The sequence below is a fragment of the Spiroplasma endosymbiont of Apeira syringaria genome, assembly GCF_964020205.1.
Taxonomy (GTDB): domain Bacteria; phylum Bacillota_I; class Bacilli_A; order Mycoplasmatales; family VBWQ01; genus Spiroplasma_E; species Spiroplasma_E ixodetis_A.
This window is the reverse complement of record NZ_OZ026543.1, coordinates 208,498-231,224: the sequence shown is the minus strand read 5'-3', so window position 1 is coordinate 231,224 and position 22,727 is coordinate 208,498. Positions and strand designations below refer to the sequence as shown.

General features: G+C 23.7%; 26 protein-coding genes and 1 pseudogene. 13 read left to right on the top strand and 14 right to left on the bottom strand.

Annotated elements, in window-relative coordinates; genetic code table 4:
- Positions 1-5: 5 nt before the first annotated feature.
- The 8 genes from pheS to infC form a co-directional block, all read right to left on the bottom strand.
- Positions 6-1,070, bottom strand: coding sequence for a phenylalanine--tRNA ligase subunit alpha (gene pheS, locus AACL02_RS01435; protein ID WP_339042341.1), 1,065 nt, complete (start codon positions 1,068-1,070; stop codon positions 6-8).
- 64 nt (positions 1,071-1,134) lie between these two features.
- On the bottom strand, positions 1,135-1,926 hold the full coding sequence (locus AACL02_RS01430; protein ID WP_281749159.1) for a TrmH family RNA methyltransferase: 792 nt from the start codon (positions 1,924-1,926) through the stop codon (positions 1,135-1,137).
- Positions 1,904-2,611, bottom strand: coding sequence for a SprT family zinc-dependent metalloprotease (locus tag AACL02_RS01425; RefSeq protein WP_339042339.1), 708 nt, complete (start codon positions 2,609-2,611; stop codon positions 1,904-1,906). Before AACL02_RS01425 ends, AACL02_RS01430 begins: the two co-directional genes overlap by 23 nt.
- Positions 2,612-2,646: 35 nt before the next feature.
- On the bottom strand, positions 2,647-3,150 hold the full coding sequence (locus AACL02_RS01420) for a dUTP diphosphatase (protein WP_338960903.1): 504 nt from the start codon (positions 3,148-3,150) through the stop codon (positions 2,647-2,649).
- A gap of 31 nt (positions 3,151-3,181) precedes the next feature.
- Positions 3,182-4,039, bottom strand: coding sequence for a hypothetical protein (locus AACL02_RS01415; RefSeq protein WP_339042336.1), 858 nt, complete (start codon positions 4,037-4,039; stop codon positions 3,182-3,184).
- Between the two features lie 232 nt (positions 4,040-4,271).
- Entirely contained in the window at positions 4,272-4,631 is a 360-nt protein-coding gene (rplT, locus tag AACL02_RS01410) for a 50S ribosomal protein L20 (protein ID WP_281749155.1), read from the bottom strand.
- Positions 4,632-4,647: 16 nt separating this feature from the next.
- Positions 4,648-4,836, bottom strand: coding sequence for a 50S ribosomal protein L35 (gene rpmI / locus AACL02_RS01405; protein ID WP_174480739.1), 189 nt, complete (start codon positions 4,834-4,836; stop codon positions 4,648-4,650).
- Between the two features lie 16 nt (positions 4,837-4,852).
- Entirely contained in the window at positions 4,853-5,395 is a 543-nt protein-coding gene (gene infC / locus AACL02_RS01400) for a translation initiation factor IF-3 (RefSeq protein WP_339042334.1), read from the bottom strand.
- 660 nt (positions 5,396-6,055) lie between these two features.
- On the opposite strand from infC, the gene AACL02_RS01395 reads away from it, so the two are divergent.
- The 3 genes from AACL02_RS01395 (at position 6,056) to AACL02_RS01385 (ending at position 7,915) form a co-directional block, all read left to right on the top strand.
- Complete coding sequence (locus AACL02_RS01395) at positions 6,056-7,297, top strand: hypothetical protein (RefSeq protein ID WP_339042332.1); 1,242 nt, start codon at positions 6,056-6,058, stop codon at positions 7,295-7,297.
- Complete coding sequence (locus tag AACL02_RS01390; RefSeq protein ID WP_339042330.1) at positions 7,248-7,481, top strand: hypothetical protein; 234 nt, start codon at positions 7,248-7,250, stop codon at positions 7,479-7,481. The genes AACL02_RS01395 and AACL02_RS01390 overlap by 50 nt, the downstream gene beginning before the upstream one ends.
- An 86-nt stretch (positions 7,482-7,567) precedes the next feature.
- A complete protein-coding gene (locus AACL02_RS01385; RefSeq protein WP_339042328.1) occupies positions 7,568-7,915 on the top strand; it encodes a hypothetical protein in 348 nt (115 codons plus the stop codon).
- On the opposite strand, the pseudogene AACL02_RS01380 reads toward AACL02_RS01385, so the two are convergent.
- Positions 7,901-8,245: pseudogene (locus AACL02_RS01380) on the bottom strand (transposase); the annotation flags it as partial. The gene AACL02_RS01385 and the pseudogene AACL02_RS01380 overlap by 15 nt on opposite strands.
- 20 nt (positions 8,246-8,265) lie before the next feature.
- Here AACL02_RS01380 and AACL02_RS01375 point away from each other — a divergent pair.
- On the top strand, positions 8,266-8,646 hold the full coding sequence (locus tag AACL02_RS01375; protein ID WP_339042326.1) for a hypothetical protein: 381 nt from the start codon (positions 8,266-8,268) through the stop codon (positions 8,644-8,646).
- On the opposite strand, the gene AACL02_RS01370 is transcribed toward AACL02_RS01375, so the two are convergent.
- A protein-coding gene (locus AACL02_RS01370) for an IS3 family transposase (protein ID WP_339042324.1) occupies positions 8,602-9,722 on the bottom strand; the annotation gives its coding sequence in 2 pieces (ribosomal slippage) (positions 8,602-9,479 and positions 9,479-9,722; 1,122 coding nt in all). The genes AACL02_RS01375 and AACL02_RS01370 overlap by 45 nt on opposite strands.
- Positions 9,723-10,309: 587 nt before the next feature.
- Between AACL02_RS01370 and AACL02_RS01365 the strand changes: the two genes are divergently transcribed.
- Together AACL02_RS01365 and AACL02_RS01360 are read left to right on the top strand one after the other, a co-directional pair.
- Complete coding sequence (locus tag AACL02_RS01365) at positions 10,310-11,131, top strand: IS1595 family transposase (protein WP_281748407.1); 822 nt, start codon at positions 10,310-10,312, stop codon at positions 11,129-11,131.
- A 228-nt stretch (positions 11,132-11,359) separates the two neighbouring features.
- The gene (locus AACL02_RS01360) at positions 11,360-11,659 is read left to right on the top strand and encodes a hypothetical protein (RefSeq protein WP_339042322.1); all 300 of its coding nucleotides are present in this window, start codon (positions 11,360-11,362) and stop codon (positions 11,657-11,659) included.
- A 102-nt stretch (positions 11,660-11,761) separates the two neighbouring features.
- Here AACL02_RS01360 and AACL02_RS01355 read toward each other — a convergent pair whose 3' ends face one another.
- Positions 11,762-11,935: a hypothetical protein gene (locus tag AACL02_RS01355; RefSeq protein ID WP_339042319.1), complete on the bottom strand. Its 174-nt coding sequence runs from the start codon at positions 11,933-11,935 to the stop codon at positions 11,762-11,764.
- 327 nt (positions 11,936-12,262) lie between these two features.
- Positions 12,263-13,078: an IS1595 family transposase gene (locus AACL02_RS01350; protein ID WP_339043477.1), complete on the bottom strand. Its 816-nt coding sequence runs from the start codon at positions 13,076-13,078 to the stop codon at positions 12,263-12,265.
- Positions 13,079-13,180: 102 nt separating this feature from the next.
- Between AACL02_RS01350 and AACL02_RS01345 the strand changes: the two genes are divergently transcribed.
- On the top strand, positions 13,181-14,299 hold the full coding sequence (locus tag AACL02_RS01345) for an Mbov_0401 family ICE element transposase-like protein (RefSeq protein WP_339042317.1): 1,119 nt from the start codon (positions 13,181-13,183) through the stop codon (positions 14,297-14,299).
- 601 nt (positions 14,300-14,900) lie between these two features.
- On the opposite strand, the gene AACL02_RS01340 is transcribed toward AACL02_RS01345, so the two are convergent.
- Together AACL02_RS01340 and AACL02_RS01335 are read right to left on the bottom strand one after the other, a co-directional pair.
- The gene (locus AACL02_RS01340; protein WP_339043475.1) at positions 14,901-16,139 is read right to left on the bottom strand and encodes an IS256 family transposase; all 1,239 of its coding nucleotides are present in this window, start codon (positions 16,137-16,139) and stop codon (positions 14,901-14,903) included.
- Between the two features lie 57 nt (positions 16,140-16,196).
- Positions 16,197-16,700 carry a hypothetical protein gene (locus tag AACL02_RS01335; RefSeq protein ID WP_339042315.1) on the bottom strand — a complete coding sequence of 168 codons (504 nt, stop codon included), beginning with the start codon at positions 16,698-16,700 and terminating at the stop codon, positions 16,197-16,199.
- A gap of 378 nt (positions 16,701-17,078) precedes the next feature.
- Between AACL02_RS01335 and AACL02_RS01330 the strand changes: the two genes are divergently transcribed.
- From AACL02_RS01330 to AACL02_RS01305, 6 genes are all read left to right on the top strand, one after another.
- Positions 17,079-17,381 carry a hypothetical protein gene (locus AACL02_RS01330; protein ID WP_339042313.1) on the top strand — a complete coding sequence of 101 codons (303 nt, stop codon included), beginning with the start codon at positions 17,079-17,081 and terminating at the stop codon, positions 17,379-17,381.
- Between the two features lie 432 nt (positions 17,382-17,813).
- Complete coding sequence (locus AACL02_RS01325; RefSeq protein WP_339042311.1) at positions 17,814-18,119, top strand: hypothetical protein; 306 nt, start codon at positions 17,814-17,816, stop codon at positions 18,117-18,119.
- 228 nt (positions 18,120-18,347) lie between these two features.
- A complete protein-coding gene (gene tkt, locus AACL02_RS01320; protein ID WP_339042309.1) occupies positions 18,348-20,354 on the top strand; it encodes a transketolase in 2,007 nt (668 codons plus the stop codon).
- 16 nt (positions 20,355-20,370) lie between these two features.
- Positions 20,371-20,604, top strand: a complete 234-nt coding sequence (locus AACL02_RS01315) for a YneF family protein (RefSeq protein ID WP_339042307.1) — start codon at positions 20,371-20,373, stop codon at positions 20,602-20,604.
- Between the two features lie 1,259 nt (positions 20,605-21,863).
- The gene (locus AACL02_RS01310; RefSeq protein ID WP_339042305.1) at positions 21,864-22,382 is read left to right on the top strand and encodes a hypothetical protein; all 519 of its coding nucleotides are present in this window, start codon (positions 21,864-21,866) and stop codon (positions 22,380-22,382) included.
- A gap of 134 nt (positions 22,383-22,516) precedes the next feature.
- Complete coding sequence (locus AACL02_RS01305; protein WP_339042303.1) at positions 22,517-22,720, top strand: hypothetical protein; 204 nt, start codon at positions 22,517-22,519, stop codon at positions 22,718-22,720.
- The last annotated feature ends 7 nt before the right edge of the window (positions 22,721-22,727 follow it).

The window sequence follows — 22,727 nt, the reverse complement described above, 5'->3', positions numbered from 1 at the left end:
AATTTTTAAAATTGTTTTAAGAATCGAAAATCATTATTATAAAATAATCTGATATCGTCAATGCCATATTTAATCATAGTAATTCTTTCAATGCCTACACCAAAGGCAAAACCTGCTGTTGTTTCATCTAAACCAGCAGCAATAAAAACATTTGGATGAATCATACCAGCACCCAAAACTTCAATTCAACCAGTATACTTACATAATGAACAACCTTCTGTATTACATTTTTGGCAACTTACATCTACTTCAACTGAAGGCTCCGTAAATGGGAAATAACTAGGACGTAATCTTGTTTTAGTTTCCATACCAAAAAATTGCTGACAAAAATAATTTAATGTTCATTTTAAATTTGCAAAAGTAATGTTAGAACCAACTAAAAACCCATCAACTTGCATAAATTGATGAGAATGAGTAACATCATCATCATCTTTTCGATAAACATTTCCTAAACTAATAATAGCCGTGGTTTCTTTTGAATTTTTATCTTGCTCGCTAAGAATGCGTGCAGTCATATTTGTAGCGTGTGTTCTTAATAATCAACGATTAAGTTTGTCATTATTATTTTCAAGATAAAAAGTATCTTGCATATCTCTTGCTGGATGATCAAATGGTAAATTTAAGCGATTAAAATTATATTCTTCATTTTCTACTTCATTACCACTAATGATTTGATAACCCAAATTTTTAAAAATTTCAGATATTTCGGTAACAGTTTTTAATAGAGGATTGATGTGACCAATATTAAAATCAATACCCGGTAGTGTTAAATCAATTTCTGAAGATTTAAGACGCTTATTAATGTTATCTTTCTCAATTTCATTAAATTTTTTTATTATATATTCATTAATTTCTTTTTTTAATTTATTAGCTGCTTGACCAATTTCAATTCTAAAATTATGAGGAAACTTTTCTAAAGATTTTAATATATTATTAATATCCGAATTTTTACCTAAATATTGTGATTTTAAAACTTGCAATTTATGTAAATCAGCAACTTCATCAATATTATTAAATGCTTGCTGTCTAATAATTTCTAATCTTTTTTTTAAATCGTTAACCGCTAACATTCTATTCCTCCATTAATTTGTTAATATGTATAATTAAATTTTTATAATTCAAAATAAGTATAATTTATTTTAATATATTACTAGATATATTACTAGTAAATAAGCAATACGTTACTATTGCTATACTTGTTGCTAAATTTAATGATTCAACATTAAAAGAAGTTGGAATAAAAATATTACTATTAATTTTATCTTTATACTTTTTATTAATGCCTTGTCCTTCATTGCCAAATAAAAAAGCATTCTTTTGCTTAAAGGTAATTTCAGATAAATTAGTACTATTATCTTCATGTAGAAATGTACCATAAATCATATAATTTGCATTTTTTACTTTTAATAAAAATTGATCAAAATTTTCATAATACACATTAGTATAAAAAATAGCTCCTTGACTTGCACTAATTACTTTGTGATTATATAAATCAACGCTTTCATTCGATAAATATACTTCAGAAATATTAAAAGCAGTAACACTGCGTAAAATATTTCCTAAATTACCTGGATCTTGAATTGTATCAATTAGAATAATATGAGAAGAATAAAAATAATTTAAAGGTTTAACAATATTACAAACGCCAATTATTGGTTGTGGTGTTTTTTGTTGTGAAATTTTTTTAATAATCATACTATTTACAACAATAACTTCAATATTATTACAATCTTTTAATAAATTTGCATATTTGTCTAAATACTTCTCATCAACATATACTGCAAGTAATCTTTTTTTTAATAATGCAATACTAATTAAATGTTCTCCTTCAATTAAAAACTTTTTTTTAACATTGCGATGTTTTCTTTCATGTAATAAAACTAATTCTTGAATTATTGGATTTTTAAGTGAGGTTATTTGTTTCATCCATAACTCCTTGTTTTAATATTTTTTGACAATCTTGAAAATCTGGACAATATTGAGCAACAAAATTTCAAAATTTTTTTTTATGATGAGCATGAATTATATGCGTTAACTCATGAATTATAACATAATCAATTACAGCATAATCAAAATGAATTAATTTATAATTAAGTGTAATGATTTTAGTATTTGGTTGACAAACACCTCATTTATTTAACATCGAACGAATTTTTAGTACTGAAAACTCAATATTCATAATTTCTGATCAATATTGTAAACGACTCATAAAAATATTTTTTGACTCTTCTTTTAAAAATTTTTGAATTTTAATTAATATTTGCTTATCATCTTGAATATTTGTGCATACTACCAAATTATTAAATTCAAAATAAATAATGGTTTTTTTTGAATGATACTTAGTAATTAATTTATATTTTTTACTTAAAAAATAAAGATAACTGTCATTATTATTAATAACAATATTAGGTTTTAATATAGTTTTCTTTTTTAAAATTTTAGGTAAACTTTTTAAAATGAAATCTTCAATTAATTTTTCTTGCATAAAAAATGGAGCACTAATAATAATTTTATCAATGCGCACTTTTAAATACATATGTTTTTGTTGTTTATATGTAATAATGTACTCTCATTTTGTATTATTATAATTGAAAATTTTAACATTAGTCATTTTAATCTCCTAAATAAAACGATCACTTATTTCCATTAATAATTTTGTGATTGTCGTAAATGATTTATTTCATTTTTATAAATATAACAAGAAATAATGTCTTCACTATTAAAGTTACATTTTTTACCAATTGTAAAATAAATATTTAATAATTCAAAAAAATCATTACTTGATTTTGATTTAAAAAAAGTTGTAACAAAAGCAAATAAATCAATGAATGCAAGATTAAGATCTTGATAATTTGTTTTTTCTGAAAAACTAAAATTTTGAAAATCAATATTAAGGCTATTACCGATACTAAGAATAAAATGAAGACTATCAATATATTCTTCAAGCATTACTGATTTTTCACTACTTGGTTTTGAACTTCAATATTTAAAACATCTTTGTTCATTTGCAAATTCACCTAATTCAACTAAAAGTGCTAAAAATCTAGAATTTAATGTTTTAATATCGCTAACACCGCGATTAATAATTATTTTTTTATCTAACTCATTTTGAAGTTGGATAATTGTTGAAAATTGTTTTGAATTTAACATAATTAACTCACTTTCTTTTTTTAATTATTAATTAAGATTTCATTATTTTTTTATCTTTTAAATTTAATTTTTTATAAAATTTTGTAATTAATGATTTTTTATCTTTGTAAATAGGATTAATTTTTGTTCCTTTTTCTAAATAAAAAGGAGATAAAGTTTTTATAATAAAAATATATGTTAAAACTAGTAATGAAATACCAACAACAGACATAAATGTAAAACGTAAAATTGGTAACCACACTGAAGTGTCTAATACTTTTTTACCAAAACTTGCTGTATAACCGGCATTTCCAATAAATAAGTAATTAGTACCAAAGGAAGTATTAAAAATAAAAACACAACCAAATAAAGTTAAATATAATATACTTTTTTTGATATATATTTTGTCATATTCAATATGACCATATAAATATAAAAGTAAATAAGAAAAAAGAATAATAATATGAATAAAATAATAATTTCAATAAAGAAAATGCTGTGGACCAAAAACTCATTTTGTTTTATCTGGTAATAAAAATGCCAAAATAACAAGACCAATTAAAGGAAAAGTAATATTAAATAAACTTTTATTAGGAATAATTAATAATATACCACTAGTAATATTTAATACCGAACATAATTGAAAAGGAAAATAATCATACCATTGATAATTATCTCCATTCAATCCATGAACAATATAAAAACTAATATATAAAAGTATTTGAAAAATACCTAAACTATATTTAAAACTATAGCACTTACTTAAATTAGCATAAAACCTTTTAAAAATAAATAAACTAATTATCAAGAATAATGATATAGATAAGCCAATTCAATAATACATACCAAATAAAGGATTAATAACTGCTTGTGGATTACCATCAAAAAATCCAAGAAAAACAAATTGCATAATGGCCCCCCTCTTTTTTAAATTTCTTTCTTATTTTTATACTAAGAAGCGAATTTATTTTTTAATTTTACCATTAAATATATTATAAAACAAAGTTTGTGATAAAAAAATATTCTTTGAAATTTATATTAAATACATTTCCAAAACTTATCATAATTTTATAAATTAAAAACACTTGAAATAAATTAAATTTATTATAAGTGTTTTTAATTTATATAAAATTTGCAATTAATTATTTTGCTAAAGCAGATTTTGATGCCAAAACTAATTTCTCAAATTCTTCTGGTTGATTAATTGATAACTCAGACAATATTTTACGATTAAGATTAATATTAGATTTATTTAAGCCATCAATAAAACGTGAATATGATAAATCATAATTACGAACAGCTGCATTAATTCTTTGAATTCATAACTTTCGAAACTCACGTTTACAATTTTTACGATCACGATAAGCATATGCTAATGAGTTCATTACTTGTTCATTTGCTGTACGATATAAACTATGTTTTGCTCCATAATATCCTTTTGCTGCTTTTAGTATTTTTTTACGACGATGATTAGTTGTATAACTGCCTTTAACTCTAGCCATTTATTTTGTCACCTTCCTAAATTAAATCTTTTAAACGCTTATAGTCAGAAGCAGATACTTCACTTCACCCACGTAATTGACGTTTTTGTTTTGTTGTTTTATTTTGAGCTAAGTGAGAAACAAAAGCACCACTACGCATTCATTTACCACTTCCTGTTACTTTAATTCTTTTTTTTAAAGCTTTTTTTGTTTTCATTTTTGGCATATTTTACCTCCTATTGTTAATTTTCTTGATTTTTCTTTTTTGGAAAAAGATAAATAGTTTGTATATTTTTTTCTTTTTTATCAAAGTTTTTATCATAAATACAAATATCTTCTAATTCTTTATAAAATTTTGTAATTACTTCAAATCCTGCTTCAGGATTATGTAATTCACGACCACGATATTTTAATGTAACTTTTACTTTGTTACCATTACTTAGAAATTTACGAGCCTTATTTGCCTTTGTTTTAATGTCATTGTTATCAATAACAACACTTAGTCGAATTTCTTTTTCTTCAACAATTGTTAATTTTTGTGCTTTTTTAACTTCTTTTTCCTTTTTTTGTTGTTCAAAACGATATGTATCAAATTTAAACATTTTACAAACAGGTGGTTTAGCATTTGGTGATATACATAACAGGTCATATCCTAAATCTTCTGCTTTTTTTAAAGCATCATTTTTTTTCATTAAGCCATAATTAGTACCCTCATTACCAATTAATAAAAATTCATAAAAGGGAATATTACTATTTCATAAATTATCATTATTTTTAAAAGCCATACATACCTCCTTTAATTTGCATAAATAAAATTCTGCTAAAACGCACACTCACCACTACAAAACTTTATTTTAAAAATAAAAATTTAAAGCATTGAACCTATAACAACTTAGTTATCAGGTGAGCGTAAAAACTACTTTCTTTATGTCAACTATTATTATATTAGATTTTTAATAAATTACAAGATTTTTTTAATATGTTAGTACATAAATTTAAATAAAAATAAAAAAACTTACTATATAATTAGCAAGCAAGTCTTTTATTTTTATTAATTTTAATACTAATTACTTATATATAACCTATATTTTATTAAAATTTTTAGCTGTATATAAGATTCCTTGCGATCCAGCAGCATAAATTGAATCATCTGGACCAATTTTTTATATACTTTATTAGAGTCAATACCAACAAATAAATTATTATCTCTATCAATGACTAAACCTTTAACATCGTGGTTTGGATTTGTTTCTAATATTACCTCATATATTCCATTCTTTATCTTATAAAGACGACCATTTCAAGAACCAGCAAAAACATTATTATCCTTATTTTAGGTTTAATTGGAGTTTTATTATCGTCTGCAACAGCGGGTTTAATTATATTTATTATTGTAAAAATCATATTAAAAATTAATCAAATATTTTAAAAAGGTGGTGAATATTATGTTAAGTCTATTTAAAAGAAAAGAAAAAAGTAATATTAGTGATAATCAAAATGAAAAAGTAAAATTTTTAACTAATAAAAATAAAATTACTCATGCTTCAATTTTAAATTATTTTGGTTTTAATGATTTTAACCATGAAACTTATTTCACTGATTTTGTAGCAGAAAATAATGCTAATTTATATAATGCTCCATTAGATATTAATAATGAAACTATTAAACAATATTTAATTCAACAAGAATTTTACAGAAAAAATTGAAATTCAATTTTTAAATTAAGTAAATTAGGAATTAGTGGTTATTTAATTTATATTGCTAATGATGACTTATATTTTCAAGTCGTAGATATACAACAAAGAGTTTATGATATTACTGGTAAATTAATTCAATGTACTATTTTTTATGATAACTATGAACAAAATGCACAAACAGTAAGACTATTTGAAGTTTATACATTAAACAATGAAGAAGTAACAATTAATCGTGCAATTTATAGTATTAGTGATAATAAAAAACAATTTCCATTAGATTTTAAATCATTTATTAATAATCCTAATCTATTACAAGAACAAACACTAAATATTAATTATATACCAATAGCAATTATGCGAAATAAAGCAAATGAGTTAGCAGATTGTAATAAAGTAATGGATAAAATTAAAGCATTAGATGTTATTTATGAACAAATTGTTTTAGATACCATTTTAAATTCACCTAAATTTATATTTAGTCAAACTTATGGTAATGTTCAATCAGCATTAGAAGAAGCAGTAAGAACATTAGTTACTAAAAACTACATATTTAAAAGTGGCGGAGATAATAATGAACAAAATGAAAATATCAATATGACAAATAGTAATTTTAAAGGTAAAAATTTAACTGATATATACGATTGAAATGTTAATGAAATATTTAAACGTTGTGGTATTCATATACCAAGTCAAAAGAAATCTGCACAACAATCAGTTCCCGAAAGTACAGCAGTAAATATTTCAACTATTAATTATATTGAACAAAAATTATGACAATTTAATATTGATATTCTTAAATTTATTCAAATATTAGTAAGTGTTGATAAAGACTTATTAACTAGTAAAACATTTAATATTAATGATGAACAAGAAATTAATAATTTAACAGTTAAATTAAAATTATTTAATCCCGAAAATAACCAATTAATAGGAGAGAACAATGGAAAACAACAACAAACCACAAACGAAGTTTCCACAGAAACAAACTAAACTTAATCAAGCAGAAGTAGAAAATGATTATTTAATTGATAATATTCCTTATGATTTTACTAATATGATGAGTGCTAGTAGTGACCCAGATATTAAAATAGAGCATACGATGAATTTAAAAAAAGAACTTTATATATTTATGAAATTGAGCGTTTATTTAAAAATAATGAAAATAATAGTTTAAAATTTTCAGCAAATACTATTAAAATAGGTTTTATTGATATTGAAAAAGTATTAAAAAATACTGCTGTTGAAACATCAGACTTTACTATGCAATTAAATCAAAGAGCAAGTACTAATATTAATGATAATACAATTGAATATAGTATGACTGATATTAAAAATTTAATTTTTCAAGAAATAAATTTATTAAATCAATTTAAGTTATATGCAGTATCTATTAATGAACCATTAACTGAAAATAATATTGATAATTTATATATCATAAATAATTATTCACAACCTTATCAAAATCCAAAAACAAGAAGTACTAAAAGTATAACTATTATTAAAATTAAAGAGGCTTTTCTCCCTTTATGTACTATTTTAATTTTATCACATAAATGCTGAGAAAAGCCTATCTACGGACTTCTCCCCACATTTTTAAATCAAACATAGAATTACAGTTTCAAAACTAGGTATCTTGTTGAATTTATATGCAGCTTCTTTAGCATATAAATGAACATGATGTTTTGCAACTTTGATATGTGTTTTAAATGTTCTTCTTATATGTTTTCAAACTGATTCAATTTGGTTGGTATTTACACCAATTTTTGAAACATAGCCATCTTGATGGTTAACTGTTTCATGCTTAGTGAAAACTGATTTAAAATCGCAATATCCTTTTCAAGAATCAGTATATACAAGACATTTTGAAGAAATGTGGTTTTTTGCAAACTGCAAAAGATTTTTACTCTTTGCGTTTTTCAATACTTTCACAATTAAATCGGACTTCTCCCCACATGTACTTGTGGGGAGAAGTCCGAAATTTCATTAATCAAAATTCTATTTTAGAATATTTAGATATTGGTGAAATTATACCTAATCCACCAGCACAAGAATTTAAACATATTAAACAAATTGAATTGAAAGAAGTAACAGCCATAACTAATAATAAAAATAAACAACATGAAAATAAAGTAGATAGTATTTTAATTTCAAAAAATGATAATAGTAGTTATTTGAATTCTGGTACTACAATTGAAGGCGAACCAATTTTAATTGAAAAGAAAATTAGTCGAAATATTTATACATGAAAATTAGTAAATGTTGACAGTGTAGTGGAATGGCAACCTTTTTTAGGACTATTTTTTGGTAGACATTTGTTTTTGATAATTAACTGGAGTTAAGTAGTTTAAAGTGCTGTGAATTCTTATGTTGTTATATCAATTGATGTAATCAAATAATTCTAATTTTAATTGGATTAATGATGTAAAATTTTTATCATTAATAAATTCGGTTTTGAAAGTTTTAAAGGTTGCTTCAGCAACAGCGTTATCATAAGGACAACCTTTTTTGCTTAAAGAGCGATTAATATTGAATGCTAGTAAAAGTTTATCAATAATTTTATTATTAAATTCATTACCGCGATCACTATGAAATATTTGAATATCTTTTAAACAGCGATTTGAGTGCATAAATGCTTGATATACTAATGATGCATCTTTTTTAGTACCTACACTATGTCCAATTATTTCGCGGTTAAATAGGTCAATTAATAAACAAATATAGTTTCACTTACCATTTACTTGAACATAAGTTAAATCACTAACAATAACTTCATTTTTAACTCTATTATTAAAGTTTCTATCAACAAGATTGTTTATTGGACTATCGTTAACTTTGTTATTATTATTTTTGTATGATAATTTAGTGTATTTTGATATTAAATTATGTTTATTCATAATTTCTTTAATTTTTCGTCTTGATAAATAAATTTCTTGGTTTTCTAGAATGACTTTTAATCTTCTAGTACCATAAACTTCTTTATTTTCTTTAAAAGCACTAATAACAGCTTCATCATAAATATTATTTTTGATTTTATTTTCTTTTTTCTTTAAATTAAAATAATATGTTGATTTAGAGATTTTTAAAAAATGACACATTGTGCGAATTTTATATTTAACTTTATTTTTGACAATAATTTCTATTTTCTGCCTATTATTAGTGCTGCTTGCTTTAAAATATCATTTTCCATTCTTAATTGTTTTAATTCTTTTCTTAATTTAATTAATTCATTTTCTTCAACAGAACGATTATCTTTAGTTTTAAAACTACCTGAATTAGTAAATTGCTTAATTCAATTGTAAGTAGCTGCTCTTGTAACATTATATTCTTTAGCAAGGCAAGATACTGATTTGCCACTTTGATATAAAGCTACTATTTGTTTTTTAAATTCATTGGTATATGAGTTAATATTGGCCATAATTATAGTTCCTTTCTTTGTTCACTTGTCTACGTAATTAGTGTCCAATAAAGTGTAACCCATCCAGTAGTATTAACTTATGAAAAATTTAAACCTATTACATCATTATGAAAAGTTTTAATTGATATGTTAACTTATAATTATAATTATCAAAGAAATTTTGATGGAATATCTTTTCAAACAGACCCACAAAAAATTACAGATTTAGATAAATTACATGCTAAATTTGAAAGTCAAAAAACACATGATGTTATTACTAATCTTTTTGAACAGTGAAAATTAGATAATCCTGATTTTGTTAATCATCCAAAAATTAAAACATTTAAACAAATAGTAATGATGTTATCTAATTATATACTTTCTTATTTGTCAATAAATAAGGGTTTAGATGATGATTATAAAATTTTGTTACCTTATTATTTTGAATTAAAATCAAAACCTACAAGAATATCAATTGATAAAATTTGAGTATTTGAAAATGTTTATGTTAGTTTAAAATCTGAGTATTTTGACTTTACAGACTTAAATAATATTAAAATAAAAAATAAAAATCGGACTTCTCCCCACATGTACTTGTGGAGGGAATAATGAAACTGAATGAATTCAACAATGCTTTTCAAACTGAACAGCAATGTCTTGCATATATAGCAAATTTGAAAGAAAACAAATGTATTAGGTGTTTTAGTTTTAATTTGAATACTTCTGATTTAAAAAGAATGAGATGTTTAAAATGTAATCAAACATTTAGCATTCTCACAGGCACCATATTTTCAAGGTCACAAACATCTTTAACATCTTGGTTTTATCTTATCTTTAGATGAATAAACACCAAACATGGAATTCCATCAACAGATATTGCAAAAGAATTGGGAGTGACTTTGAAAACTGCTTGAAGAATGACTCATAAAATCAGAACACGTATTGCAAAACAAAAACCTCAATTTATTGTTGAAGGTACAGTGCAAATTGATGAAATGTATCTTTCACATATGGGTTTTAAAAAACAAGGAAGATCATTGGTGAATAAAACCTTGATTGTTGGCATTTATCAAAAAACAACCAATAATTTAATTGTGAAAGTATTGAAAAACGCAAAGAGTAAAAATCTTTTGCAGTTTGCAAAAAACCACATTTCTTCAAAATGTCTTGTATATACTGATTCTTGAAAAGGATATTGCGATTTTAAATCAGTTTTCACTAAGCATGAAACAGTTAACCATCAAGATGGCTATGTTTCAAAAATTGGTGTAAATACTAACCAAATTGAATCAGTTTGAAAACATATAAGAAGAACATTTAAAACACATATCAAAGTTGCAAAACATCATGTTCATTTATATGCTAAAGAAGCTGCATATAAATTCAACAAGATACCTAGTTTTGAAACTGTAATTCTATGTTTGATTTAAAAATGTGGGGAGAAGTCCGTAGATAGGCTTTTCTCAGCATTTATGTGATAAAATTAAAATAGTACATAAAGGGAGAAAAGCCATAAAAATATTAGTCAAAATTAATGGTTTAAATTAAATGATAATCAATATAATTGATTATCATTAACGAATGAATTAGAAAGTAATAATATACCATCATTATTACCACAAGATATGAGTTTTAGTAATGGTGAATATGGAAAGTATATGGTTAAAAGTATAATTAATAATGTTTTAGAATTATTAAAATTATTTAATAGTCAAAAACAATATTTTTCAAATTGAGATTGATTTAATTTTGTTCAAAAAAATTATTTTAACAATAAAGTTAAATTTAATATAGAAAAAGAAATTTCTAATTTATATAAATTAGAAATTTCAGGTATTTTTGGTAATGGTACCTATGATTTAATTTTAGAAACTAATAATAAAAATATAGAAATTAATAATTTTAAATTATTTAGTTCAAATGATGAAACATTATCTTATATAAATATTGAAATTTAATTATAGAAATATCCATTTGGATATTTACCATTTCATTTTATATCATTAGAATTAATTGGTTTAATTGCAAAATATAAATCTATTTTATACTTATAATTTATTTTATGTTCTCATATAGTTGCCCCCCCATTGTGCTTTATAATCATGGTCTAAATAATATGTTAATTCACTTGTTTTATGATGTGCAACTGCTCCTAATACTAAACCAGTAACACCAGTTATTACAGCAAATGATAATGCTATTTTTTGAAAATTTGCTTTTATTCATGTTTTCATATTAAATTACTCCTTTTTTCCTTGATTTTACTTATAAATTGTACTATTTTTGATTATTTTTACAAGTATGCTTTTAAATGCAAAATAACGTCTAAATAAAAAACGTTTATTTTGTGATACCTATACTATTAATGATATTGAAATTGTTTGTTATATTTTAAATATGAAAGTGGTTTTTTAAATATTTTTTATTTTATTTAAAATTAAACTTATATATGTTTATAATAAAAAAGTAAATTAATTTTGGCTTTTCTCCCTTTATGTACTATTTTAATTTTATCACATAAATGCTGAGAAAAGCCTATCTACGGACTTCTCCCCACATTTTTAAATCAAACATAGAATTACAGTTTCAAAACTAGGTATCTTGTTGAATTTATATGCAGCTTCTTTAGCATATAAATGAACATGATGTTTTGCAACTTTGATATGTGTTTTAAATGTTCTTCTTATATGTTTTCAAACTGATTCAATTTGGTTGGTATTTACACCAATTTTTGAAACATAGCCATCTTGATGGTTAACTGTTTCATGCTTAGTGAAAACTGATTTAAAATCGCAATATCCTTTTCAAGAATCAGTATATACAAGACATTTTGAAGAAATGTGGTTTTTTGCAAACTGCAAAAGATTTTTACTCTTTGCGTTTTTCAATACTTTCACAATTAAATTATTGGTTGTTTTTTGATAAATGCCAACAATCAAGGTTTTATTCACCAAGGATCTTCCTTGTTTTTTAAAACCCATATGTGAAAGATACATTTCATCAATTTGCACTGTACCTTCAACAATAAATTGAGGTTTTTGTTTTGCAATACGTGTTCTGATTTTATGAGTCATTCTTCAAGCAGTTTTCAAAGTCACTCCCAATTCTTTTGCAATATCTGTTGATGGAATTCCATGTTTGGTGTTTATTCATCTAAAGATAAGATAAAACCAAGATGTTAAAGATGTTTGTGACCTTGAAAATATGGTGCCTGTGAGAATGCTAAATGTTTGATTACATTTTAAACATCTCATTCTTTTTAAATCAGAAGTATTCAAATTAAAACTAAAACACCTAATACATTTTTTTTCTTTCAAATTTGCTATATATGCAAGACATTGCTGTTCAGTTTGAAAAGCATTGTTGAATTCATTCAGTTTCATTATTCCCTCCACAAGTACATGTGGGGAGAAGTCCGTTAATTTTTTAAATATATTTACAATAAATTTAGATTTTTTTAAAATAGTTAGGAGAAAAAAATGAGTTTTAATTATTTATGAACTTTAAAAGAAGCAACCAAAAAAATGTATCAATCATTTAGAGATGATATAAAAAATCAATGAGAAAAAACAGATTGAAGAATATTAAAAGAAAGAGATAGAAAATATATTCCAGTTAAAATTAAAGAAAGAACTAGAAATACTATCAATGGTCTTGTTACTTATAAATGTCGTGATTATAAATATTATGATGAACAATTAAAAAAATGAGTAAGAGTTTGTTTATTAGATGAAGAATTAGAATTACCTAAATATAAAAGAACTTGTCAGGATATCAAAAATAATGTTATTGAAAATTTTGCTGACGGAAAAAGATATGTTGATATTTTACATACTATGAAGCAAACAAAATTTAGTACAACAAGTATTAGTAGATTATTTCAAGAATATCAAGTTAATAAATTAGATGTTCCTAAAATAAAATTAGAACCAAATCAATTTATTTATATTAGTATTGATGATGGACATCGAAAATTTTGAAAATTTAAACGCAATTCTGGTAAATATTCAATGCGTTTAGTATTATTTTGTACAGATAATGTTAATCATAAATTAGTTAATAAAAGAGCAGATGTAATAATAAGACCAACAAAAACAGCAATTGGTGTTAAAAAAACTGCTGAATTTATTAAAGAACAAGGAAATAGATTTTTTGAAAATTTTGACCAAGCAAAAATTATTATTTGTGGTGATAGTGCAGGATGAATTAAAGAAGTTGCTGATTATTTAGGTGCAAGTTTTGTTTTAGATAAATTCCATTTAGTTAAAAAATTATATGTTGGAATAATCGCTGGAAATAAAGGAAAATATTGAGATGAATATAAGATTTGTAGAAATTTTATTGAAAATGGTCAATATGATGAGTTAATAAAATATATGAATGAAATATTAAAAAATCATAAAAAATTAAAAAAACAATATTTTAAAAATAATAAACAAGGTATTGAAAATCAAGGTGCAAAGTGGAATATAGGTTGTTTTACAGAAGGTAATATTTGACATATTTTAAAAGAAATGCTTGGTAATAGAACTTATAACATAAATATTTATATTAAAATGGTTATTTTTAAATGTAATCAAATAAATTTAAAAACATAATTTAATTTATTTTTTATTAAAATTTTGAAAACTTATTAAATTAAAAGTTAATAAGAATTTTTGTTGTGTATAAATATTAATTTTATTTTTCATTTTTTAATATTTGTATTTTAATTGAAATTATTTTAATTTAATAGTAAGATATATTTACAATTGCATATAATTACAATTATTTCTTGTCTAAAATTTAAAAGAAATCTTTAAAAAGTAATTATATCCTCCGTTTTTGTTACCGTCCCTATTACTTTTATCAAAAATTCAATTTAATGAATAGTTTTTAGTAGTTAATGTTAGTGGTGATTTATTCAAAAAATTATAAACATTTTGATTATCAATAATTAAATTAATAATGTTACTAGTTAATTGATTGTTAATTTGCCCTTTTAAACTAGTTTGATTAATAAAATACATTGCTAAGTTATTAGCTATTGTCTTACTAATTTTATTATCATGTGTTGCTTTAGCAATATAATATAAACCTAGTGTTTCATTTAGATTATTGCTATGTTCAACTTTATCAGCACCTGCTTGATTAGAAATATCAATATGTTTTTCAATATGAGGCTTTTTAATAATCTGTGTATCTTTGTTTTATAAAGTACTAGTTTAGATTAATTCTATCTTCAAATTTTATCATAAAATGAGCAATTGCTGTATTTCAATTTTGAATAGGCAATGTTCATTTTTTTGTTATATTTTCAATTGCCAAGTAAAATATTTTGAAAACTGCCATATCATTAGGAAAAACTTTTTTATTTCTGATGATTTTTCGTAATTGACTATTAACAGATTCAATAGCATTTGTAGTATAAATCACTCTTTTGATTTCTACTGGATAACTAATAAAAACCATTAAATTATCTCAATTTTTATATCAAGATTTAGTAATTTGAGGATATTGTTTATTTCATTTACTTTCAAACGATTCTAAAGCTTGCATTGCTTGTTCTTCACTACATGCACTATAAATTGGTTTTAAATCTGCAACTAGACCTTTTCGATGTTTGTATGAAAAATATTTTAAACTATTTCTAATTTGATGAACAATGCATAATTGATGTTCTGTTTTAGGATAAACTGATTGTATTGCTTCTGACATGCCTGTTAAATTATCACTACAAGCAATAAGAATATCATTTAAGCCACGATTTTTCATTTCTGTGAAATTAGATAATCAAAACTTAGAACCTTCATTTTCACTAATTCATAATCCTAAAACATCTTTTTTGCCTTCTAAATCAACTCCTAATGCTATATAAACTGATTTGTTAATAATCCGTTTATCTTGTCGTACTTTAACTACTATACAATCAAAATAAACAATAGGATAAATACTTTCTAATGGTCGATTTTGTCATGCTTTAACATCATCAATAACATCATCAGTAATTTGACTAATAACACTTTCACTAATATCAGCACCATGATATAACTCTTGCAACTGCATTCTAATGTCAGATAATGTCATTCCTTTTGCATACAAGGAAAGAACTTGTTGATCAAAACCATCAAATCTTCTTTGCCTTTTAGGAACTATTACAGGAGTAAAATTACTATTGCGATCTCTTGGTACATCAATTTCAATTTTACCTTGTTGAGTTATTAATTTTTTTGAACTTGTACCATTACGAGCATTTTCAGTAGTAGTATGTTGATTTTTTTCATATCCTAAATAATTTTGCATTTCAGAATTCAACATTTTTTCAACTAATCTTTTTGTTAATTCTTTATATAAACCGCCAGGTTTAAAAACTGTTGTTAAATCTTCAGTATTTTCTAGTAATAAATCTACTGCTTTTGATATTGGATCATTATTATTAAAGTTATCTTTTTTAGCCATCTGTAACTCACTCTTTCTAGTCATTTAATTATATTTACTAGAATTAATTAAACATAGTTATTTTTGTAAGTTACACAGATTACTAAACATTTCCCAATATCCTTGTTGAATATATTTTCAATTATTATAACCAGTAAAGTATGAATCAGAATATTCACTTTTACTATATGGATTATAATCATCTTTAATAATAGTTACTTTTTTGTGGCTGTTCATTTCTTGTTTTGTATTTTCAATATTTACTTTATCTTTATCAGGAATATTTATATTAGGGTTATAAACTAGGTTACCATAGTTATCTACTAAAAAAGTATTCCTTGCTTTAGGAAAAGTGTATTTTGCTAAAGATAATGTATCATAACTATAAAATTTATGATCTGTTATTGATTGATTAGTAATTCACTCACTATTGCTTAAATAGTTAAATTGGTTATTGAATGAAGCATTATTTTCTTCTAATTGATTTATTAGTACAGTATTTTCAATATTTATATTATTAATATTGTTTCCTAAAAAAGTTAAAGGTGGTATCACACTTAAAAAAATTAAATATTTATTCATAATTTTATACCTCTATTTTTTAAATAATTATTTAAAAAATTAATAAATATATATTTTATAACACTTTAGTCATTAAAAAGTGTTGATTTAATTATAAACATTTTATTTGAAATTAGCAAAAACTAAAAAACTTAAATAAATAATGTGTATTAAACGTACTTTACAATATGTTTCAATATTAATAATTTGCATATTAAATAAGTCCTTTTTTAAGTTATAATATTTATTTATAACTCAATGAAAAAAAATAATACGAATTTATTGGAAAAATATTATTATTATGATAATATTCTACAAAAGAATATAAATTTTTTTAATCCTCTTATTTTAATTTTAAAATAAATGGGTTTTTTTATTTTTAGAAAGGAAGAAGAAATAATGGCAGCTGAAACTTATATTAGAAAATTAAAATTATCGCCAACATTTGCATTCACAACACAACAAATCCGTTCATTGACAAAAGAGCAAAGAGAAGCGATTGATAAAAAACAAACACCATTATTTACAATGGAACAAATGAGAACATTCACACTTGAACAAATGGAACAACTTGCAATTGATCCAGGTCTTATTTATGAAATCATAAGATTATCAGAAGAAGAAGAACAAGTGGAACTGGCAAAAAAATTATCGTTAGAAAAAGAAAAACAATCTGACATAATAGTAAAAGAATTTAAATAAACATCAATTCCCTCATCACAAACATTTAAAGTAGAGACAGAAGTAAAATTAGTTACTGAAGAGGAAATACTAAAAAAAGGAGTAAGACCCAAAGGAAGTAAGATTGTTCAACGTCAAATTCAACATACAAATAATAATCATCAAGAAAAGGCAATAATTTCCGAACCAACCATTTCACCATCTCTTTATGAAAGTAGTTTAGATTTACAAGCAACCAATGAAGATGATGAATTTGGTTTTGTAGTTGTTGATGAACCTTATAAAACATTACAATCAGAAGAAGTATCTGAGAAAGAAAGAGAAGATATTGATAGAGCGATTGCATTAGAAGCTTTATCATTAAAAAGACAAGAAAGAAATAATAAAGCAATTGGTTTATATTTAGAAGAACAAGAAGAACTTGAAAAATCAGCAAAAAGACAATCAAATTTAATGCAAGTAATCAAAAAATCTGAAATAGAAGAAATTAAAGTTTTAGAACAACAAAAAATAAATAAATTTTTAAATTTATTTATTAAATTAGTAACTTTTGGAAAAATTAATAAAAATAAGAAAATTGAATTAGAAATTAGTAAAAAATGAAAAAAAATATCAGAATCATGTAGTAAAAAGCCAAAAACAAATCCAACATTATTTTCAAAATCATCTGGAAAAGATTTTAATAAACAACAAGTAAACAATGACTCAACAAACGCACCATTAACAAATTTAAATAAACCAAGAACATCACAAATGTAAAATATTAAGAAAAGAGTTATCTTATTTAAGATGAAATATTATTTTTTTTATCTTGGGGTGATCTTTTCTTTTTTAATTTGTTCAAAGATTCAAATTAGTTAAAATAAAATTATATTTTTGTCATTATTATTTATACTTTTTTAATTATTTTTAAAAAATTACTTATTTTATTAAGAATATTGTTAATATTATATTAAATAATAACTATTAAAAATTTAAGGAGAAATTATGGAAAATAAAATTAATTTAGATAAATTAACTATTAATTCAATTCGTATGTTAGGAGTACAAGCAGTTAATGCTGCTAAAAGTGGCCATCCTGGTATTGTTTTAGGTGCTTCACCAATGACTTTTTCTTTATTCAAAAATCATTTATCTTTTAATCCAAAAAATCCAAAATGATTTAATCGTGATCGATTTGTTTTATCAGCAGGTCATGGTAGTGCTTTATTATATTCAATATTACATCATGCTGGTTATAAATATACAATCAATGATATAAAACAATTCCGTCAATTAAATAGTAATACACCCGGTCATCCCGAATATCATTTAGACTATGGAGTAGAGACGGCTACTGGGCCATTAGGTCAGGGTATCGCTAATGCTGTTGGAATGGCACTTACTGAGAGTTTTCTTGGTGCTAAATATAATCAAAAAGATCTTAATATTATTGATCATTATACATATGCAATTTGTGGTGATGGTGATTTACAAGAAGGTATTGCGCAAGAAGCACTTAGTTTTGCTGGACATTTTAAATTAAATAAACTAATTATTTTATATGATTCAAATGATGTTCAATTAGATTCATCTGTTAAATTAGTATATTCAGAAAATTTAAAAATGCGTCTTCAAGCATTAGAGTGAAATTATTTAAAAGTTGAAGATGGTGAAGATGATAAACTTATTTCTGAAGCTATTAAAAAAGCAAAACTTAGTGATAAACCAACTTTAATTGAAATTAAAACTATAATTGGTTATGGGGCTAGTAAACAAGGAACACCCAGTGTTCATGGCTCTCCTTTAATGGAAGATATTAAAACAGTTGCTAAAAATTTAAACTGAGAATATCCTGAATTTACTGTTCCAAAAGAAGTAAGTACTTACTTCACACAAACAGCACTTAATCATGGTTCTAAAATAGAATTAGTTTGAAATCAAAAAGTTGAAAAATATGCAAAATTATATCCAAAATTGTATAATGAAATTAAATCAGCATTGAAAAATGAAATTTTTAATGAAGATTATCAATTAAATAAAATTGATTGAACTTCAATTATTGGAGTAAATCCACAAGCAACAAGAGTAGACTCTGGTAATATTTTAAAACTTTTATCAGCTCATTGTCCAACATTAATTGGTGGTAGTGCTGATTTAGGTGGCTCAACTAAAGCATTAGTAACAGATAAAGACTTTTTACCTCTTTATCATTCAGGAAGACATATTCATTATGGAGTAAGAGAATTTGCAATGGGCGCTATTGTTAACGGTATGACGTTACATCAAGGCACAATTCCTTTTGGTTCTACTTTTCTTGTGTTTAGTGATTATCTAAAGCCTGCATTACGATTAGCAGCTTTAATGTCAATTCCATCTTTGTTTATTTTTAGTCATGATAGTATCGCAGTTGGCGAAGATGGTCCTACCCATGAACCAGTTGAACAACTAACAATGTTAAGAACTATTCCTAATTTTAATGTAATTCGCCCCGCTGATACAAAAGAAACAATTGGTGCATATTTAATCGCATTATCTAGCAAAACTAACCCTAGTGCTATTATTATTACTAGACAAAATTTACCACAACTTGCAAATAGTAATATTGAGGCAGTTCAAAAAGGTGCTTATATTATTAGTAAAGAGAAGAGTAGTAAAGCTTTAGATTTAATTATTATTGCTACCGGTAGTGAAGTTTCGTTGGCTATTGCTAGTCAAGAACAACTATGAAACGATCAAAAACTTAATGTTCGTGTAGTTTCAATGCCTTCTACTTTTATTTTTGATAAACAAGATAAAACATATCAAAATAAAATTTTACCTAATGATATTATAAAAGTTGCTATTGAAATGGGTTCTAAAGATAGTTGATATAAATATGTTGCAGGTAATGGCTTTGTTATTGGCGTAAGTAGTTTTGGTATTTCTGCTCCTGATAAGGTAGTACTAGAAAAATATGGCTTTACATCAAATCAAGTGTGTGATAAAATTAATAAGTTTTTAAACAGTAAGTAAGGAGAAATTAATAATGATGGTTTGGTGAGCAGTATTAATCATTGGCATTGCTAGTGCGTTAATTGGTGGATTAGTTGGTTTTATTGTTACTAAGAAGATTTTCGAAAAACAATTACAGAAAAATCCTCCTATTAATGAAAATATGATTCGTGCAATGTATTTACAAATGGGGCGTAAACCTACTGAATCTCAAATTAAATCAGTAATGCAAGCAATGAAAATTAAACAAAGTACTATTAAAAAACGATAATTTTTATTAAATATAAATTGTAAAATAGTTACCATAATGGTAACTATTTTTATTCATTATATTTGTGATAAATTTAATGTTTTATATATCCGCTTGTTGATGGCTTATTTTGTGGATAATTTTCTTCTTTTAATTCTTGTTTAATTTTTTTCTGTCATTTTTTTTCTTTTTCTTGATTAGTATTTAATTTATTAATGTTACATTTAAATATTTTCTTTATTCTTTGTTCAATTTTTAAAATTTTTTTCTTATTGATTTTTAATCCAATTAATATTAAATTTTCTTTTATATTTTTTACTGAATTATTTGTATTGAAATGTATTAATATATTATCTTTAATATCATGAAATAATGAGTTATTTGAAAATTCTGGCCTATATTTAATAATTTCTACTTTCGCCTTATTTGTAATATATTCTTCATATTCTTGATAAAATATGTTTTCTAATATATTAGGGCGGTTGTCAAAGTTACGAAATAATTAATTATCATATTAGTAACTTATTTCCAAAAATGAATTATTTGCAAAATAATGAAAATTAGACAAAATTACTCTCTTTAACCCTTAAATTTTTAAATTTATATTCGACGTATTTTAAAAAATATACATTTAAAAAAATAAAAATTATTATCAAAGTTATAAAGGAAAAAGACAAGAAATAATCTTGTCTTTTTTTGTAATTGTAAAATTTTAAAATTTTTAATAAACCTCTTTAATACTATTATCAACACGTGTTAAGGAACTAAAAAAGTGAACTACAACACAGTTGTTAAAAATAGTAGCTAGCATGTGGACTTGCATGGATAAATAAAAAGTGGAGTGATACCTAATAAAATATACTAACCATTAATGGTAATTCTTGGGGTGGGAGCGAATTGGAAACTAGTATATATAGACCTGTTGTAGGGACCTATTGTATTAATTCTATTCTTTATTTAACCAACCTTGCCACTCCCCAGTGAGCAAGTGTTGGTTTTATTTTTTATTTTTTTTGAAAATTTTTTTGGGCGAGAAAATAAATTTCAAACTTGTAAAAAAAATTGAGCGGTGCCGGTTCAATTAAAATATTAATTTGTTTAACACAAATTAAATAAATATTGAATCGAATGCCTCAATGTTTTTTAAAATTTAACAATTTATTTTTGAGCCCAGAATTGCTGTAATTAATAAAACGAATAGTAGTAGTATTAATAATCTAAAAATCAAAATATATGTTCTTTATGCTAGAAGCAACAGAACATATTAGGAAAGGATTATTATGCAAATAGAATTTAAAAAAGAACAAATTGTTAAAGATAGACCACAATCTATTCTTATTGATTATGGTGAATATAAATTACAATGTCCAAAATGAATGGTTAAAAATAATAGTTTTATTGCTGATGATAAATATACATATTGAGTTTTTAATTTAGAAAATATTAAAAGAGAATTAAGTGGTAATGAATTAATAAAATTATTAGAACCATATATTAAATACCAAAAAATAACTGTTAATAAACCAACCGCTCCAAAAGAATATTATCTTAATGATATAAAACTTGAACCATTAACATTTTATGAACAGCATAATAGTTGATTTATGGGTGAAATAACAGATAACAAAACAAAAATTACTAATCCTTGTTTTAAATATAACATTACGTTAGAAGAAAACAGAAAAGGTTTTAAAATAAATAATCAATATAAACATGATGATTTACCAATTAATTATATAGTTACTTCTTATAAGGAAATTTCAACTCATAATGAAAAAGTATTTTTGTTGAACATGTAAACAAAATAAATTAGATTATTTATTCTTTAATACTAATGATATAAAAACAAGAAAATATTTTTTAAGAGATAAAAATAGTAAAGCGATTTGTTATGACTGTATTTTAAATATTAAGTTAAGTAGGAGTTATAAATATGGATAAAGAATATTTAACTAAAAGAGGAACGATTCGCATACCAGACAGTGATGATATTGAATTTAAAATAGGACTAATTAAACTGATTGATGATTTAAAAAAAGATAATTTAGTTTGTGGTCATAAAGAATTTATTGAAGAATGTAAATATTGTTGATGTAATTGTGATTTAGAAATTATTAAAACAGTTATTAGAGGTTAACTTAATT